Source organism: Ponticoccus sp. (in: a-proteobacteria) (assembly GCF_048381735.1).
Window position 1 is genome coordinate 669,918 of the sequence record NZ_JBLXGL010000001.1, and the last position, 16,244, is coordinate 686,161.

Here is a 16,244-nt window from a genome sequence, read left to right on the forward strand (position 1 = left end):
GCGTATTGCGCGGAATCATGGCGCAGGCCCGCTGCGCCGTCAATATGACCGCGCCGATTGTCGGCATATCTGCGACCTTGGCGCTATTGCCCCGACCGGGCGCGCTTGCTTTACAAGGGCAGGACAAGAGGGGGAGCCATGACCATACCCGCCACCATCGACGCGGTTCAGGAGAAACTGGCCGAAACCGGCTACGTCTGCGGGAGGGCGCTGGCGACGGTGGTCTTCCTGTCGCTGAAACTGGGCCGCCCGCTGTTCCTCGAAGGCGAGGCCGGCGTCGGCAAGACCGAGATCGCCAAGGCGCTGGCGCTCTGCCTCGACCGGCGGCTGATCCGGCTGCAATGCTACGAGGGGCTGGATGCCTCAAGCGCGGTCTACGAATGGAACTTCCCGGCGCAGATGATCGCCATCCGCACCGCCGAGGCGGGCGGCGGCGCCGACCGGGGTGCCCTGCAGGAGGAACTGTTCTCGCGCGACTTCCTGATCGAGCGACCGCTGCTGCAGGCCATGCGCCCGGACGAGCGCGGCGCCCCGATCCTGCTGATCGACGAGCTCGACCGCACCGACGAACCCTTCGAGGCCTTCCTGCTCGAGGCGCTCTCGGACTTCCAGGTCACGATCCCCGAAATCGGGACGATCAAGGCGCCCGAACCGCCGATCGTGATCCTGACCTCGAACCGCACGCGCGAAGTGCATGACGCGCTGAAGCGGCGCTGCCTCTACCACTGGGTCGACTACCCCGATTTCGACCGCGAAGTGGAAATTCTCCACGCCCGCGAACCGGCGGTCTCCGAGACCCTGTCGAAGCAGATCATCGCCTTCGTGCAGGGGCTGCGGACCGAGGACATCTTCAAGAAGCCCGGTGTCGCGGAAACCATCGACTGGGCGAAATGCCTGCTGGCGCTGGACGTGGTGGACCTGTCGCCGCAGGTCATCAGCGACACCCTGGGCGCGATCCTGAAGTACCAGGACGACATCGCCAAGATCAGCGGCGGAGAGGCCAGGCGGATCCTCGACGAGGCCAAGGCCCGGGTCGAGGCGGCCTAGGCGATGCGCGGCGCCTGCGGCACAGGGGCAGGGGGGGCTCTGCCCCCATCGCCTGCGGCGATTCCCCCGCGGTATTTTTACCAAGAAGAAACCAGGGGGGCGCGAGTGGCCTGTGCTTCTTCTTGGTCCAAATACCCTCGGGGGGGCTCCACAGGAGCGGGGGGCAGAGCCCCCCTCCAACGCGGGCCGGGGGCGATGGGTCATGGCTGAATACGTCCCGCTGGAAATGCCGGACAATCCCCGGCTGGCGCAGAACATCATCCATTTCGCCCGGGCGCTGAGGCGGGCTGGGCTGCCGGTCGGGCCGGGGCGGGTGATCGAGGCGGTGCGCGCGGTCGAGGCGGCGGGGTTCACCGACCGGATGGATTTCTACTGGACGTTGCACGCCTGTTTCGTCAACCGGCCCGAGCATCGGGTGGTTTTTGCGCAGGTCTTTCGGCTGTACTGGCGCGATCCGCGGTTCCTCGAGCATATGATGAGCCTGATGCTGCCCGCCATCCGGGGCGTGCAGGAGGAAAAGCGCGCGGCGGCGGCAGAGAAGCGGGCGGCGCAGGCGCTGCTGGGTGACCAGATGCCCGATCTGCCGCAGCCCGAGGACAGCGAGGGCGGCACCCAGATCGAGATCGACGCCTCGATGACCATGTCCGCCGAGGAAAAGCTGCGCTCGCTCGACTTCGAGCAGATGTCGACAGAGGAGATCGCGCAGGCCAAGCGGATGCTGGCGCGGCTGAAGCTGCCGGTGAAGCCGATCCTGTCGCGCCGCCGCATGGCGGCCCCGCTGGGCCACCGGCTGGACCGGCAGAGGACCCTGCGCGCCGCCATGCGGCAGGGCGGCGAGATGCGCGCCCTTGCCCGCGCAAAGCAGCGACCGCGCTGGCCCAATCTGGTGGTGCTCTGCGATATCTCGGGTTCCATGAGCCAGTACAGCCGCATGGTCCTGCATTTCCTGCATGCGGTCGCCAACGAGAAGGGCGCGGGCTGGGCCAAGGTCCATGCCTTCACCTTCGGCACCCGGCTGACCAATATCTCGCGCCACCTGGCCACCCGCGACGTGGACGCGGCGCTGAAGGCCGCTGGGGCCGAGGCGCAGGACTGGGAGGGCGGCACCCGCATCGGCCAGTGCCTGCACGCCTTCAACCGCGACTGGTCGCGCCGCGTCACGGGGCAGGGCGCGGTTGTCCTGCTGATCACCGACGGGCTGGATCGGGACGATGCCAATGCGCTGGAGAAAGAGATGGAGCGGCTGCATCTTTCCGCCCGGCGGCTGATCTGGCTGAACCCGCTGCTGCGCTGGGATGGATTCGCGCCCAAGGCCACCGGCATCCGCGCCATGCTGCCCCATGTGGACAGCTTTCGTGCCGGACATTCCATCGCCTCGCTGGAGGATCTGGCGCAGGCGATTTCCCGTCCGGACGACGCCGGGGAAAAGGCCCGGCTGATGGCCTTGTTGTGACGCATCGGGCCTTCGGGTCCGGCCAAGGGTAACCCGCCACGGCGTGGCCTGGCGCGCCGGGCCGTCGGCCAGAACCGGGGCGCCGCGCCGCGTGTTGGGCGGTTTCGCACGGGTCCGCGAAACGGCGCTGAACTTTTGTACGTCTCGTGGCGTTTGCCGCTCAAGCCCAGTTCACCGGGCAAATGGGAGACGACATGAAAACCAATATCGCAACCAAACTGTCGGCCAGCGTTCTGGCCCTGACGATCGGAACGGGCGCCGCCGCGCAGGAGAATGCCCTGGAGCAGTTCGTGCAGGCCTGCGAGCAAGGCGCCGAACTGCCCGGGACGCTGACCTGTGAACTGGTCGGTCAGGCGCAGAGCAACCCACAGTTGATGGGGCAGGTGATGTCTGCCGCGAACAGCCAGGCGCCTGTCGAAGCGCAGGAGGCCCCTGCCGGGGAACCCGCGGAACCGGCGGAGGCTGCCGAGCCTGCGGCCCCGGCAGAACCGGCCGAGGCCGGTGAGCCGGTCGATGCCGCCGAACCCGCTGACGCGGCACCGGAAGAGCCCGTCGATACGGCGGAGCCTGCCGAGGAGGCACCGGAAGAGCCTGTCGATTCGGCAGAGCCTGCCGCAGAAGCGCCCGAGGAGCCCGTCGATACGGCGGAGCCTGCCGAGGATGCGCCCGAAGAACCTGTCGATACAGCGGAGCCTGCGGAGGACGCGCCCGAAGAGCCTGTCGTTACGGCGGAACCTGCGGAGGAAGCACCCGAGGAGCCTGTCGAGACGGCGGAGCCCACTGATGCGGCATCGGAAGAGCCGGTAGAGACGGCAGACCCTGCCGCAGACGCGTCCGAGGCAGAGGTGGATACCGCCGAACCCGCGCAGGATGGCCTTGCCGAAGAGCCGGTAGAGACCGCCGAGGAACCGGTGGCCGAACCCGACCCGCAGGCCCAGGCCGATGCGATTGCCGAGCAGGATGCGGCCCCTGCCGCCGCCGCCGCTGCGGATGGCGATGCCGAGGCCGAGCGGGTCGAGGAGACCGTCGAGGCCGACGAGGTGCGCCGCTCGGACGAGGACTTCGAGACCTCCGTGGACGCAGCTCCCGCCGCGCCTGCCGCCCGTGAGGACGACGATGACGACGACGAGATGGACGACGCAGAGCGTCTGCGCCGCACGCTGGGCACTGCCGCTGCCGTGGGTCTGGGGGCCGTCGTGCTGAACGAGATCCTCGAAAGCAATGACAATGTGGTCAGCAACTCGGGCGACCGCGTCGTGGTCGAGCGGGACGGGCGCTATCGCGTGTTGCGCAACGACGACGTGCTGCTGCGTCGTCCGGGTGCCAATGTCGAGACCTACCGCTACAACGACGGATCCACCCGCGCCGTCGTCAGCTACGAGGACGGCAGCACGGTGGAAACCGTGCGGGCCGCCGACGGTCGCGTCCTGCGCCGTGTGCGCACGCTTCAGGACGGCAGCGAGGTCCTGCTCTTCGACGATACGCAAGAGGTGCGGCAGGTCGTGGTGAACGACCTGCCGCAGGTGGATCGCGACAACCGCGTCACCTATCGTCAAAGCGACAGCGACGCGCTGGCCCGGGCGCTGGCCGCACAGGAGACCCAGCCGGTCGACCGGACCTTCTCGCTCAACCAGGTGCGCAACATCGACCAGGTGCGATACCTCGTGCCCGAGATCTCGGTGGACTCGGTGAACTTCCAGACCGGTTCCGCGGCGATCCGCCCGGAAGAGGCGGAAGAGCTGTCGGCGCTGGGGAATGCCCTGCGGGACGCGATCCGGAAGAACCCCTCCGAGGTCTTCCTGATCGAGGGTCACACCGATGCGGTCGGCGGCTATGCCTACAATCTCGCCCTGTCTGACCGGCGCGCGGAATCGGTCGCGCTTGCGCTGACCGAGTACTTCCAGGTGCCGCCGGAAAACATGGTGCTTCAGGGCTATGGCGAAGGCGACCTGCTGGTGAACACGCAGGAGGCCGAGCAGGCCAACCGCCGCGTGGCGGTGCGCCGCATCACCTCGCTGCTGCAAAGCAATTCCGCAAGCCGCGACTAAAGGTCCCGCGAAAGGTCGGTCCCCCGGTGGGGACGGGCCTTGGGGTTCTGAAAATGCAGACGGGCGCCCGGGAGGCGCCCGTTTCTTGTTCAGGCCGGGGCGACGGCAGATCCCCGCGTGGCCCGTTCAGCCGGTTGCAGGCGGGTCTGGCGGTTCCGACACCCGGACCGGTGCCGCTCAGGCGGGCCGGACAGCCGGCGTCAGACCATCATTTCCTTCGTCGCCGAAAGCGTCACGTCCGGGTAGTCGCGTTCGATCCGGTCGATGTCCCATTGCAGGCGCGTCAGGTAGACCACGTCTCCGTCGTGATCGTAGCTGATGTGCTGCTTGTTGGCCTGGGTGAACTTCTCGACCGCGTCCCTTGGGCCGTGCACCCAGCGGGCCGAGGTGAACTGCGAGGCGTCGAAACGCACCGGAAGTCCGTATTCCAGCTCGATCCGGCTGCCCAGAACCTCGAATTGCAGCGCCCCCACGACGCCGACGATATAGCCCGAACCGATCATCGGCTTGAAGACCTTGGCGGCGCCTTCCTCGGCGAATTGCATCAGCGCCTTTTCAAGGTGCTTGGCCTTCATCGGATCGCCCGCGCGGACCGATTGCAGCAGTTCCGGCGCGAAGGAGGGGATGCCCGACACCTTCAGCATCTCGCCCTCGGTCAGCGTATCGCCGATGCGCAGCTGGCCGTGGTTGGGGATGCCGATGATGTCACCGGCCCAGGCCTCTTCCGCCAGTTCGCGGTCGGCGGCGAGGAAGAGCACCGGGTTCGAGATCGCCATGGGCTTCTTGGTGCGCACATGGGTCAGCTTCATGCCGCGTTCGAAATGCCCCGAGGCGAGGCGGACAAAGGCCACGCGGTCGCGGTGCTTGGGGTCCATATTGGCCTGCACCTTGAAGACGAAGCCCGCGACCTTCTTTTCCTCGGGCGCGATCTCGCGCGGCGAGGCTTTCTGAACCTGTGGCTCGGGGCCATAGGTGCCGATGCCGTTCATCAGTTCCTGCACGCCGAAGGAATTGACGGCAGAGCCGAACCAGATCGGGGTCATGTGCCCTTCGAGGACCGATTGCGGATCGAGCGCGGGCATCAGCTCGCGTGCCATCTCGACCTCTTCGCGCAGCTTCTCGAGCAAGGCGGGCGGGATGTGCTCGGCCATGCGCGGATCGTCCAGCCCTTCGAGGCTGATCGATTCCGCCACCTTGTTGCGGTCGGCGCGGTCCATCAGTTCGAGGCGGTCGTTGAGGATGTCGTAGCAGCCGAGGAAATCCCGGCCCATGCCGATCGGCCAGGAGGCGGGCGTCACGTCGATGGCGAGGTTTTCCTGGATCTCGTCGATGATCTCGAAGGTGTCGCGGGCCTCGCGGTCCATCTTGTTGCAGAAAGTCAGGATCGGCAGGTCGCGCAACCGGCAGACCTCGAAGAGCTTCTGGGTCTGGCTTTCCACACCCTTGGCGCCGTCGATCACCATGACCGCCGCATCCACCGCCGTCAGCGTGCGATAGGTATCCTCGGAGAAATCCGAGTGGCCGGGCGTGTCGACGAGGTTGAACCGGTAGGTCTTGAAATCGAAGGACATGGCCGAGGCGCTGACCGAGATGCCGCGGTCCTTTTCCATCTGCATGAAGTCCGAGCGCGTGCGCCGCGCTTCGCCCTTGGCGCGCACCTGTCCGGCCATCTGGATGGCGCCGCCATAGAGAAGGAACTTTTCCGTCAGCGTCGTCTTGCCCGCATCCGGGTGCGAGATGATCGCGAAGGTCCGGCGCCGGGCGATCTCGGCGGGCAGGGCGGGGCGGTTGGTGTCCATGGCGGCTCCTCAGGCTTGCGCGACCGGGGCGCTTTTCCAGCGCGTGGGTTACAGCGATTTCGGGGGCGGCACAATCCGTGCGCAGAGAATGCACTTCTGCTGCGAAGGCGGTCTGCGCGGCAGGCGGTGCTTTAAGGTATTTGGGCCAAGAAGAAGCCTGAAGGTTCTTCCTGCGGAGAGCGACAGCAAAAGGCGGTCGCGTGGCTGGAGGATCGGGCAGGGGCCGGGGCGGCGCGGCAGATGGCCCGGGATGGTCGGGCCGGCGGCCCGGTCAAGACCGCTGCACCGCCGGACCCTTGGGCGACCGGCGCTTGACGGCGGGCTGGCGGGGGAAGGGCGGCCCGGGGGCTTGTCCGGGCCGGGTGCCGTCAGACCGCGGTTTCGCGGGCGGTGATCTCGTAGGTGAAGCCCTCGGGGTCCAGTTCGTCGCGGCGTTTGCCGCCCACCTCGGCCTGCGGGTACATCAGGAAGGGCAGCAGCGGGCCGTCGGAGCCGGGCAGGGCCACGTCATGGGCGGTGCCGAAGGGGATCCAGTTGCCCTCGGCGGCGCCGAAGAGCGCGGCGCGCACGTCCTGCACGCGGGGGTCGTCCAGCGTCAGGCCGCCGTCCTCTTGCAGGACCACCTTGCGCACATCCGCCGGGTCGGCGGGAATCCAGCCCTCGCCCTCGACGAAGACCTCGGCCCGGCAATGCTGGGCACCGGTGACATTGGTCGAGCCGGCGCCGAGGCTGGAATAGCCGAAGGCCGAGGGCGCCACGCGCAACCCGTAGAGGTCGCGGGCGGGCAGGCCGGCGGCGCGGGCGAGGCCCACGAAGAGCGCGTTGAGGTCGGCGCATTTGCCGCTCAGGTCGCCCATGCGCAGCATCGAGGCGATGTCGCCCAGCCCGCAGCCGCGGGTCTGGGGGTTGCGCTCGGTCTGTTCGACCACCCAGTTGTAGAGGATCCGCGCACGGTCGAGATCGGTCATGGCGCCCTCGATGGCGGCAAGGGCCGTCTCGCGCACGATGCCGTCGGTCGGCAGCAGTTCCGTCGGCGCGGTGAAGCGGGCGCGGTCCTCGGCGCTGAGCGGGGAGCGTCCCTGACCGGGGAAGCGGTCGCGGGTGGTGACGGTCGAGGTCACGGTGAGCTGGGCCGGGGTATCGGCGGCTTCCCAGGTGGCGTGGAACAGCGCAAAACCTTCCTCGGGCCGGTCGACGCGGGTGAGCGTGGCACCCGGCGCGGTGGCCGTGCTTTCGCCGGGCAGCGACCAGAGCGGGTCGGTATGGGCGGGCAGCGGCACCCAGGCCTGCGCGGGGGCACCGTTGCGGGGCAGGGTCACCCGCGTCGTGACCTCGAACCGGCGCCAGGCCGCGCTGTCGGGCGCGTAGGCGGCGCGCAGGACGGTCGGGGCGGCGATCAGGGCGGCGGCCCCGGTCAGGAGGGTGCGGCGGGTGAGCATGGCTGGGGTCCGGTCGATGCGTGGATGTCAGAGGGGTGTGGTAGGCCATGGCACCCCGTGGCGCAAGGCTGCGCTTTCCGGGAACCCAGGGCCGGCGGTCCCGGTTTTCCCGGCAAAGGAGAGGCTGTCATGGCGAAAGCAAGGGACCACGGCCCCAGTATCAAGGGTGATAAACTATACGGCGAACTGCGCGACAAGGGTATGCCGAAGGAGAAGGCGGCCCGGATCGCCAATGCCGAGGCAAACGCCAACATGCACCCCTTCCGGAAGGGCGGGAAGGCACCGCCCTACGAGGAGTGGACCAAGGACGACCTTTACGAGCGCGCGCGGGAGATCGGCATCGAGGGACGTTCGGACATGACCAAGGCGGCATTGATCGAGGCCCTGCGGGACCCTTGAGGGCACCTCGGACGGCATGGCGGTCAAGGACCCGGCACTGATCGCCGGGCTGGGGGCCGGCAGGCCGTTGTGCCCCTGTCAGCCGCCCGAGGATTTCTTCAGCAGTGCGGCGGCATCCGGACGGGCGAGCAGGGCTTCCTGCACTTCCAGGCTGTGATGGTCCGAGCGGCGGTGCCCGGGCAGGAGATCCGCCAGGCGGTGCTCGACCTCTTCGGGCAGGGCGGCGCGGGTCCGGGTGTCCATCAGCAGCGATTCCGCGGCGATGCCCTCGGCGTAGATGATCTGATGCGCGTCGAAGAGCATCTGGAAGTAATCGACGAAACCGCCCGAGACCCGCGTGACGCTGTCGCCGTTCACCAGGTGGCGGGCGCGCACCATGACCTCTGCGCGACCGGCGCCAAGGTGGTCGCGGCGCTGGTAGATGAACAGGCGGTGATCGGGGCTGACCACGAGATCGCCGGTGTTGTTCAGCGTGCCCGACCGGATGCGGACCGGCGCGAAGGCCCCGAGGGCGCGGGCGGTGTGATGGCCGATCCAGCGGATCGGCTGCGGGCCGTCGTCGCGGGTCAGGACAGGGTCGCCGACGCGCAGGCTTTCGATCGGTCGCTGGGCGCCGGTGGCCATGGTGATCATCGTCCCGGCGGTGAAGGATACGCAGGCCACCTGCGCGAACCGTTGCAGCGCCGTGTCGGTGCTGAGGCCGACCAGCACGTAGTCGCGCTTGTGCGACAGCGGCACCAGCGGCATGATATAGACCTGCGCGACATCGCCCGCGTCGGTCACTTCGACGAGGACAAGGCCTTCGGTCGTGCTGCCGTCGCCGGACATGAAGGTCAGGCAGCTGTCGAGGTGGAGCGTGGCGCCGGGGCGGCCCTCTTCGCTGTCCGCGGCGACCCGGAAGGCAGAGCCGGGGGCGGGGGTCACCCGCAGCGGACGTTCCGCAGCGAGGGCGGTCAGGCGATAGACGTCGTCGGGGACGACTTCCCCGGCAATGCCAAGGGCATCGCCGAGATTCGCGCCATCGACCACGCGGAACCCCTCGGCGCGGTAGACATGCAGTGTCTGGCTGGTGCGGCGGCTCTCGCTCATGACAATTCCCGGCAGCGTGTGCCTGTAAGGTAGCCCCCATTGTATGCGAAGGGAATGTGTCATCATATGGCCCCCGACCCGGCGTTTTGCCGGCTTTCGGACAATGGCACGACAGGAGGATGAGCATGGACCTTGGAATTCGCGGGAAACGGGCGCTGGTGAGCGCGTCGAGCAAGGGTCTTGGCCGGGGCTGCGCCGAGGCGCTGGCCGAGGCGGGCTGCGATCTGGTGATGAACGCGCGCGGCGCCGAGGCGCTGGAAGAGACGGCGCAGGCGATCCGCGACCGTTTTCAGGTCTCGGTGACGACGGTGGCGGCGGACATCGTGTCCGAGCAGGGCCGCGCCGAGGTGCTGGAGGCGGCGGGCGCCATCGACATCCTGGTGACCAATGCGGGCGGACCGCCGCCGGGGCTGTGGTCGGACTGGGAACGCGAGGATTTCATCAAGGCGCTGGATGCCAACATGCTGACGCCCATCGCGCTGATGAAGGCGCTGATGCCGGGCATGATCGAGCGGGGCTGGGGCCGGGTGGTCAATATCACCTCGCAATCGGTGAAGGCGCCGATCCCGGTGCTGGGGCTGTCGAACTCGGCGCGGGCGGGGCTGACCGGCTATGTGGCGGGCACGGCGCGGCAGGTGGCCCAGCACGGGGTGATCGTGAACAACCTGCTGCCGGGCATCCATGCCACCGACCGGGCGCAGTCGCTGGACGGCGGCGTGTCGCAGCAGGAGGGCATCTCGATGGAGGAGGCCCGGGCCCGGCGCGAGGCGACGATCCCGGCACGGCGCTACGGCACGCGCGAGGAATTCGGGCAGACCTGCGCCTTCCTGTGTTCGCAGCATGCGGGCTTCATCGTGGGCCAGAACCTGCTGGTCGACGGCGGCGCGACCAACATGACCTTGTGAGGAGGAAATTCCATGGATGGAATTTTCAAAGTCCTTCCAAGGACTTTCAGCGCCCGCGGAGGCCGGTGTGGCCCGCGGTCCTGACGGTGCGGGCGGCGGCGCGGGGTTCTCGCTGGCCGACCAGGTGTTCAACGCGGAGTCCCTGGGCGATCTGGCGCGGGAATATGCCGTCCTGCCCGGCTTCGATGCGGAGCGGTTCCGGGACGCGGCACTGTCGGGTCTGGAGGGGCGCGGCTTCATGGAGCGGCTCGACTGGCTCGCCGACTGCATCGAGGCGCAGATGCCCGCGCGGTTCCCCGAGATGGCCGAGCGGCTGGAGGCGGCCATGGTGCCGCCTCTGGACCCGAGGCTGCGGGACGACGACTTTGGCCGCTTCATCCACGCGGTGCCGGGCATCCTTGCGGTGCGCCACGGGCTGGAGACGCACCGCGAACGCGCGCTCGACCTGATCCATGCCGCGACGCAGCGGTTCTCGATGGAATACGCGATCCGGCCCTTCCTGAACCGCTGGCCCGACGAGACTCTGGCGCGGCTGGATCTCTGGGCCGGAGACGACAATTACCATGTTCGGCGGCTGGTGAGCGAGGGCACGCGCCCGCGCCTGCCATGGGCGAAGAACATCACGCTGGCGCCCGAGGTGCCGCTGCGCTTTCTCGACCGGCTGCACGCGGACCCGGCGCGCTTTGTCACGCGGTCAGTGGCGAACCACGTCAACGACCTGTCGCGGCTGATGCCGGATGTGGTGGTGGCGCGGCTGGCGCAGTGGCGCGACGCGGGCCGTCAGGCGCCGAAGGAGATGGACTGGATCACCCGCCATGCCCTGCGCACGGCGGTCAAGCGCGGCGAGCGCGGCGCGCTGGATCTGCTGGGTTACCGTGCCGGTGCCGTGCGGGCGCGGCTGGTGGGCCTGCCCGCGCGGGTGCGCATCGGCGAGGCGCTGCCGGTGGGGGTGGAGATCGAGAGCGACCAGCGCCTGCCGGTCATGGTGGACTACCGCCTGCGCTTTGCCCGGCCCGGGGGCTCGGCCGAGAAGGTCTTCAAGCTGAAGACCGGGGTGGCCGAGCCGGGCAAGCCCTTGCGGCTGGAGAAGCGCCATCCCCTGAAGGGCAACGCCACGACCTTCCGGCTGCACCCCGGAGAGCACGGGGTGATCGTGCAGGTCAACGGTCAGGACGTGGCCGAAGGGGTGTTCCGGCTGGAGGAGGCGGGCGCGGCGTGACAGCGGTGCCGGGGGCGGGCGGGTGAGCTGTCCACCAAAGGCTGCGGCGCCGGGAGGGGACGGGCACAAGCCCCGCCCGCCCCCGCATCGGGCGCGTGCCCGAACCGGCCTGCATCCGCAGGGGGGCGTCCCCTGCGCGGTCTGTGTCCGGTTGGTCCGTGTCCGGCCCGCCCTTGCGCGGACACCGCCGCAGGCCGTCAGGCCTGCTGCCAGCGGTGCTCCAGCGCTTCCAGCGCGGCAATGCGCTCCTGCGTCTTGGGGTGCGACATCAGCCATGCAGGGACAACCCCGGCGCGGCTTTGCGTCAGCGCCTCGAGCTTGGTGAACAGGGTCTTCTGCGGCCCCGTTCCGATCCCGGCCTTGGTCAGCAGCGCGGCGGCATAGGCGTCGGCCTCGTATTCGTCCGAGCGTGACAGCCGCGCCGCCAGAAGCGTGGTCAGCATGTTGGCGATCCAGATGCCGATGCCGGGCAGGATGCGGCCCAGCACCATGGCCAGCGCCGCGCGCAGGGCGTTCTGGCCGGAAAAGTCGATCATCCGCCGCCGCGAATGCCCCAGCGCCACGTGCCCCAGCTCATGGGCGATCACGCTGGACAGCTCTTCGGCGCTGACCTCGCCGCTTTGATACTTGCGGTAGAACCCGCGGGTGATGAAGATCCGCCCGTCCGGCGCCGCCAGCCCGTTGACCGGGTCGATCTCGTAGATGTGGACCTTGATCCGGGGCAGGTCCAGCGCCTCGGCCATGCGGTCGGTCAGCGTCTTGAGGCGTGCGTCGGCCAATTCGGTGGACCGTTCGTCCAGCTCGCGCGAGGTCCGCCAGACCGAAAACCGATACATGGCGAGAGCGTAGAGGATGGCCAGCAGGATCGGGGTAAACTTCAGCATGTCGGGAATATGGGGCTGAAACGGTCGGCGGGGAAGGGAGAACGGTCGATTCGGCGCAGGCTTTCGAAGGGATTCCTGCGGGCAGGGAGGCCCCTTTTCCCAAACAGGTTGCTTTGGTTCGGCCCAAAGCAATCATGAAGGGACAAGCCGTGCGCTGGCGGGCCGTGGAACGGCGATCCGCCACATCTGGAAGGCACATTGACGCGGCAAACCCGCAAGACCTCAGTCAGGCCGCGCCTTCATCGGCCAAATCGCCGGGCCTCGGGGCGGCCCGGCGATGCGCGGCGGCTTGCAGCCTTGTCCCGCGCCAGGTGTCCGATCACCCCAAGCCTACCCGAAGGTCGCGCCGAAGCTCTCGCGGTAAAGCGCGGACAGTTCTGCCAGCGGTGCCTCGAAGCCACCCATCTTTACCGTGTCGCCGGTGAAGCGGCCCACGGTCGTCAGCGCCACGCCGGCCTGACCGGCGGCAATCATCAGCGCCTCGGCGCTGTCGAAGTTGCAGGCGATCAGGTAGCGGCCCTGATCCTCTCCGAAAAGCTCCGGCGTGTCGCCGCTGGTTAGGGTCACGCCCACGCCCGAGGCCTCGGCCATCTCGAAGGCGGCCAGGGCCAGTCCGCCGTCCGAAAGATCGGTACAGGCGCGGATCAGGGCGCGGTTTGCGCGGATGAACTCTCCGGCGGCGCGTTCGGCGGCAAGGTCCACGGCGGGGGCATCGCCATCCTCGCGCCCGAAGACCTCGTACAGCAGCGCGGACTGGCCGAGGTGGGACCCGGCAGGCCCCAGCAGCAGGGCCACATGGCCGTCGCGCGCAAGGTCGATGATCGGCTCTTCGCCGGCCGCGATCAGGCCGACGGCGCCGATGGTCGGGGTGGGCAGGATCGCCGCGCCGTCGGTTTCGTTGTAGAGCGAGACGTTGCCCGAGACGATGGGCATGTCGAGCGCCAGGCAGGCCTGCCCGATGCCGTCCAGAGCGCCCACGAACTGGCCCATGATCTCGGGCTTCTCGGGGTTGCCGAAGTTGAGGTTGTCGGTGGTGGCCAGCGGCCTGGCGCCCACGGCGCAGAGGTTGCGGAAGGCCTCGGCCACCGCCTGCTTGCCGCCCTCGACCGGGTTGGCGCGCACGTAGCGCGGCGTCACGTCCGAGGTGAAGGCCAGCATCTTCTCGGTGCCATGCACGCGGATCAGACCCGCGCCGAAGCCCGGTGTGCGCACGGTGTCGGCCATGACCTGGCTGTCGTACTGGTCGTAGACCCATTGTTTCGACGCGTAGTTGGGCGAAGCCAGCAGCGCCTTCAGCCCGTCGATGGGGTCGATGCCGGGCACGTCGGCCATCTCTGCCGCCGGTTCGGTCGGCTGCCACGGGCGGTCGTATTCCGGTGCGGAGGACGACAGGCGCGAGAGCGGCATGTCGGCCTTCACCTCGCCATTGTGCACGATCAGGAAACGGTCCTCGGCGATGGTTTCGCCGACGATGGCGAAGTCGAGGTCCCACTTGTCGAAGACGGCCTTGGCCTCGGCCTCTTTCGCCGGGTCGAGGACCATCAGCATGCGTTCCTGCGACTCGGACAGCATCATCTCGTAGGCGGTCATGTTGGCTTCGCGCTGCGGCACCTTTTCAAGGTCGAGGCGGATGCCCAGCTGGCCCTTGTCGCCCATTTCCACCGCCGAACAGGTCAGGCCCGCGGCGCCCATGTCCTGAATCGAGATGACCGCGCCGGTCATCATCAGTTCCAGCGTCGCCTCCATCAGGCGCTTTTCGGTGAAGGGGTCGCCGACCTGCACGGTGGGGCGCTTTTCCTCGATGCTCTCGTCGAACTCGGCCGAGGCCATGGTGGCGCCGCCGACGCCGTCCCGGCCTGTCTTGGCGCCGAGGTAGACCACCGGGCGCCCGACGCCCGAGGCGGCGGAGTAGAAGATCTTGTCCGCATCCGCGAGACCGGCGGCGAAGGCGTTCACGAGGCAGTTGCCGTTGTAGGCGGGGTGAAAGCGGACCTCGCCGCCCACGGTGGGCACGCCGAAGGCATTGCCGTAGCCGCCGACGCCCTCGACGACGCCATGCACCAGCTGGCGGGTCTTGGGGTGGTCCTTCTCGCCGAAGCTGAGCGCGTTCATCGCCGCGATGGGCCGGGCACCCATGGTGAAGACATCGCGCAGGATGCCGCCCACGCCGGTCGCCGCGCCCTGGTAGGGCTCGATGTAGGAGGGGTGGTTGTGGCTTTCCATCTTGAAGACCACGGCCTGCCCGTCGCCGATGTCGACCACGCCGGCATTCTCGCCGGGGCCGCAGATGACCTGCGGGCCGGTGGTCGGCAGCTTCTTCAGGTGGATCTTCGAGGACTTGTAGGAACAGTGCTCGTTCCACATCGCCGAGAAGATGCCCAGTTCGGTGAACGTGGGCTCCCGGTTCAGGATGCGGAGGATCTCGGCATATTCGTCCGGCTTGATGCCGTGTGCCTCGATCAGGTCTTCGGTGATGGCCGGTTCCTGCATGTCTTTTCCCCGCATCTGACGTCGCGGCGACGTGTAGGGCAAGGCGCGGCGGGGGGCAATGGGGCGCGCGCGGGGAAGGGGGCTCTGCCCCCGCTGCTGCGCAGCCCCCCGGGATATTTCCGGACAGAAGAGGCCGGAGGGCGCAGCGGAGCGGGGGAAGGATGCCGAAAATTCAGGCAGGGGTAGCGGTGCGGGGGATTTTCCGCGCGGCAGGTCTTGACCCGGGGGCGCTGCTCGACGAGCGTTCCGCACCGTGGCGGGTGTCTTCTGGCCCATGTCCCTGAACCCGGGGCCATGGAGGCGCGGCGCAAAAAAAAAGGCCGAGCACAAAGCTCGGCCGAAGTCCAACAGGGAGGTTGAAAATGACGCGCCGTGAGGCGTTTCATCTTCATCTGCCGAATATGTCATCGGGCTTGAGTCAATCAAGCCAAATCATGTCGCAGGTGCAGCAATCCGGCTATGCGTTGTGTGCAAGTCACACTGCGGTTGTGCTGAATTGACGTTGGGTCAGTCGTCGCCCATGGCGCGCCGCTGGCGGCGGTGGGCGATGATCTCCTCTTGCACGAAGTCGCGGAAGGCCGAGACGCGCTTGGACTGGCGCAGTTCCTCGGGGTAGGCGAGGAAGACCGGAACCTCGTTCGATTCGATCTCTGGCAGGACGCGGACGACACTGGGGAAATCCTCGAGTATGTAGTCGGGCAGCACGCCGATGCCGAGATTCGAGATCACCGCCTGCAGCACGCCGAAGTAGTTGTTCACCGTCAGCTTGGCCGGCACGTCGTAGGACAGCAATTGCTGGACCAGCTGCGCTCCCGCGGTCACCTGCGCCGAGGTCGGGCTTTGTGCGATCAGGCGATGGGTCGACAGATCCTCCAGCCGTTGCGGCTTGCCGTTGGCGGCGAGGTAGTCCGGCGAGGCGTAAAGGCGCATGCGGATGCTCATGAGCCGCTTGCGCACCAGGTCGGCCTGGCTGGGTTCCTTCATGCGGATGGCCACGTCGGCCTCGCGCATGGGCAGGTCGAGCACGCGTTCCTCGAGCATCAGGTCGATGTTGAGGTCGGGGTATTTCTCATACAGCTTGGTCAGGCGTGGCGCCAGCCAGAGCGCGCCGAAGCCGTAGGTCGTGGTGACCTTCAGCTCTCCGAAGACCTCTTCCTCGCTGTCGCGGATGCGCGCGGTCGCCGCGTCGATGCGCTTGTTCATCGACTGGGTGGCGTCGAACAGTAGCTCGCCCTGTTCGGTCAGGATCAGCCCGCGGGCATGCCGGTGAAACAGCGTCGTGTTCAGCGCCTCTTCCAGCGCGCGGATCTGCCGCGACACGGCCGATTGCGACAGATGCAGCGAATCGCCGGCGTGCGTCAGGCTCCCCGCGTCCGCCACCGCGTGGAAAATTCTAAGCTTGTCCCAGTCCATGATACGAATGCTCCTCGCCACGCGCAGTATACGACAGAATCCTCAAGGGAAATGGCATC

The 16,244-nt window shown here is 68.1% G+C and carries 12 protein-coding genes; 6 read left to right on the forward strand and 6 right to left on the reverse strand.

Annotated features, from left to right (window positions below; genetic code table 11):
* Positions 1-138 precede the first annotated feature (138 nt).
* The 3 genes from ACN5KJ_RS03170 (at position 139) to ACN5KJ_RS03180 (ending at position 4,548) form a co-directional block, all read left to right on the forward strand.
* Positions 139-1,047 carry an AAA family ATPase gene (locus tag ACN5KJ_RS03170; protein ID WP_418592022.1) on the forward strand — a complete coding sequence of 303 codons (909 nt, stop codon included), beginning with the start codon at positions 139-141 and terminating at the stop codon, positions 1,045-1,047.
* Positions 1,048-1,249: 202 nt separating this feature from the next.
* A complete protein-coding gene (locus ACN5KJ_RS03175; protein ID WP_418592023.1) occupies positions 1,250-2,500 on the forward strand; it encodes a vWA domain-containing protein in 1,251 nt (416 codons plus the stop codon).
* Positions 2,501-2,694: 194 nt separating this feature from the next.
* The gene (locus tag ACN5KJ_RS03180) at positions 2,695-4,548 is read left to right on the forward strand and encodes an OmpA family protein (protein WP_418592024.1); all 1,854 of its coding nucleotides are present in this window, start codon (positions 2,695-2,697) and stop codon (positions 4,546-4,548) included.
* A gap of 200 nt (positions 4,549-4,748) precedes the next feature.
* Here the strand turns inward: ACN5KJ_RS03180 and ACN5KJ_RS03185 are convergent, their stop codons facing one another.
* Complete coding sequence (locus ACN5KJ_RS03185; RefSeq protein ID WP_418592025.1) at positions 4,749-6,347, reverse strand: peptide chain release factor 3; 1,599 nt, start codon at positions 6,345-6,347, stop codon at positions 4,749-4,751.
* A 368-nt stretch (positions 6,348-6,715) separates the two neighbouring features.
* Positions 6,716-7,786, reverse strand: coding sequence for a transglutaminase-like domain-containing protein (locus ACN5KJ_RS03190; RefSeq protein WP_418592026.1), 1,071 nt, complete (start codon positions 7,784-7,786; stop codon positions 6,716-6,718).
* Between the two features lie 129 nt (positions 7,787-7,915).
* On the opposite strand from ACN5KJ_RS03190, the gene ACN5KJ_RS03195 reads away from it, so the two are divergent.
* The gene (locus ACN5KJ_RS03195; RefSeq protein ID WP_418592027.1) at positions 7,916-8,185 is read left to right on the forward strand and encodes a DUF7218 family protein; all 270 of its coding nucleotides are present in this window, start codon (positions 7,916-7,918) and stop codon (positions 8,183-8,185) included.
* Positions 8,186-8,263: 78 nt separating this feature from the next.
* Here ACN5KJ_RS03195 and ACN5KJ_RS03200 read toward each other — a convergent pair whose 3' ends face one another.
* Positions 8,264-9,274: a Hint domain-containing protein gene (locus ACN5KJ_RS03200; protein WP_418592028.1), complete on the reverse strand. Its 1,011-nt coding sequence runs from the start codon at positions 9,272-9,274 to the stop codon at positions 8,264-8,266.
* Between the two features lie 125 nt (positions 9,275-9,399).
* Between ACN5KJ_RS03200 and ACN5KJ_RS03205 the strand changes: the two genes are divergently transcribed.
* Together ACN5KJ_RS03205 and ACN5KJ_RS03210 are read left to right on the forward strand one after the other, a co-directional pair.
* Entirely contained in the window at positions 9,400-10,179 is a 780-nt protein-coding gene (locus tag ACN5KJ_RS03205) for an SDR family oxidoreductase (protein WP_418592029.1), read from the forward strand.
* A gap of 67 nt (positions 10,180-10,246) precedes the next feature.
* On the forward strand, positions 10,247-11,398 hold the full coding sequence (locus ACN5KJ_RS03210) for a hypothetical protein (protein ID WP_418592030.1): 1,152 nt from the start codon (positions 10,247-10,249) through the stop codon (positions 11,396-11,398).
* A gap of 197 nt (positions 11,399-11,595) precedes the next feature.
* On the opposite strand, the gene ACN5KJ_RS03215 is transcribed toward ACN5KJ_RS03210, so the two are convergent.
* The 3 genes from ACN5KJ_RS03215 to ACN5KJ_RS03225 form a co-directional block, all read right to left on the reverse strand.
* The gene (locus tag ACN5KJ_RS03215) at positions 11,596-12,282 is read right to left on the reverse strand and encodes a M48 family metalloprotease (RefSeq protein WP_347167524.1); all 687 of its coding nucleotides are present in this window, start codon (positions 12,280-12,282) and stop codon (positions 11,596-11,598) included.
* Positions 12,283-12,612: 330 nt separating this feature from the next.
* Positions 12,613-14,772, reverse strand: a complete 2,160-nt coding sequence (gene purL, locus ACN5KJ_RS03220; RefSeq protein ID WP_418592031.1) for a phosphoribosylformylglycinamidine synthase subunit PurL — start codon at positions 14,770-14,772, stop codon at positions 12,613-12,615.
* A 507-nt stretch (positions 14,773-15,279) separates the two neighbouring features.
* Positions 15,280-16,185, reverse strand: a complete 906-nt coding sequence (locus ACN5KJ_RS03225; protein WP_206565545.1) for a LysR family transcriptional regulator — start codon at positions 16,183-16,185, stop codon at positions 15,280-15,282.
* Positions 16,186-16,244: the final 59 nt, after the last annotated feature.

Excerpts from the sequence above, each read along its gene's own strand:
- ACN5KJ_RS03215 (WP_347167524.1), bottom strand. The coding sequence starts at position 12,282 with ATGCTGAAGTTTACCCCGATCCTGCTGGCCATCCTCTACGCTCTCGCC.
- ACN5KJ_RS03185 (WP_418592025.1), bottom strand. The coding sequence starts at position 6,347 with ATGGACACCAACCGCCCCGCCCTGCCCGCCGAGATCGCCCGGCGCCGG.
- ACN5KJ_RS03205 (WP_418592029.1), top strand. The coding sequence starts at position 9,400 with ATGGACCTTGGAATTCGCGGGAAACGGGCGCTGGTGAGCGCGTCGAGC.
- purL (WP_418592031.1), bottom strand. The coding sequence starts at position 14,772 with ATGCAGGAACCGGCCATCACCGAAGACCTGATCGAGGCACACGGCATC.
- ACN5KJ_RS03175 (WP_418592023.1), top strand. The coding sequence starts at position 1,250 with ATGGCTGAATACGTCCCGCTGGAAATGCCGGACAATCCCCGGCTGGCG.
- ACN5KJ_RS03180 (WP_418592024.1), top strand. The coding sequence starts at position 2,695 with ATGAAAACCAATATCGCAACCAAACTGTCGGCCAGCGTTCTGGCCCTG.
- ACN5KJ_RS03200 (WP_418592028.1), bottom strand. The coding sequence starts at position 9,274 with ATGAGCGAGAGCCGCCGCACCAGCCAGACACTGCATGTCTACCGCGCC.
- ACN5KJ_RS03225 (WP_206565545.1), bottom strand. The coding sequence starts at position 16,185 with ATGGACTGGGACAAGCTTAGAATTTTCCACGCGGTGGCGGACGCGGGG.
- ACN5KJ_RS03170 (WP_418592022.1), top strand. The coding sequence starts at position 139 with ATGACCATACCCGCCACCATCGACGCGGTTCAGGAGAAACTGGCCGAA.
- ACN5KJ_RS03195 (WP_418592027.1), top strand. The coding sequence starts at position 7,916 with ATGGCGAAAGCAAGGGACCACGGCCCCAGTATCAAGGGTGATAAACTA.
- ACN5KJ_RS03190 (WP_418592026.1), bottom strand. The coding sequence starts at position 7,786 with ATGCTCACCCGCCGCACCCTCCTGACCGGGGCCGCCGCCCTGATCGCC.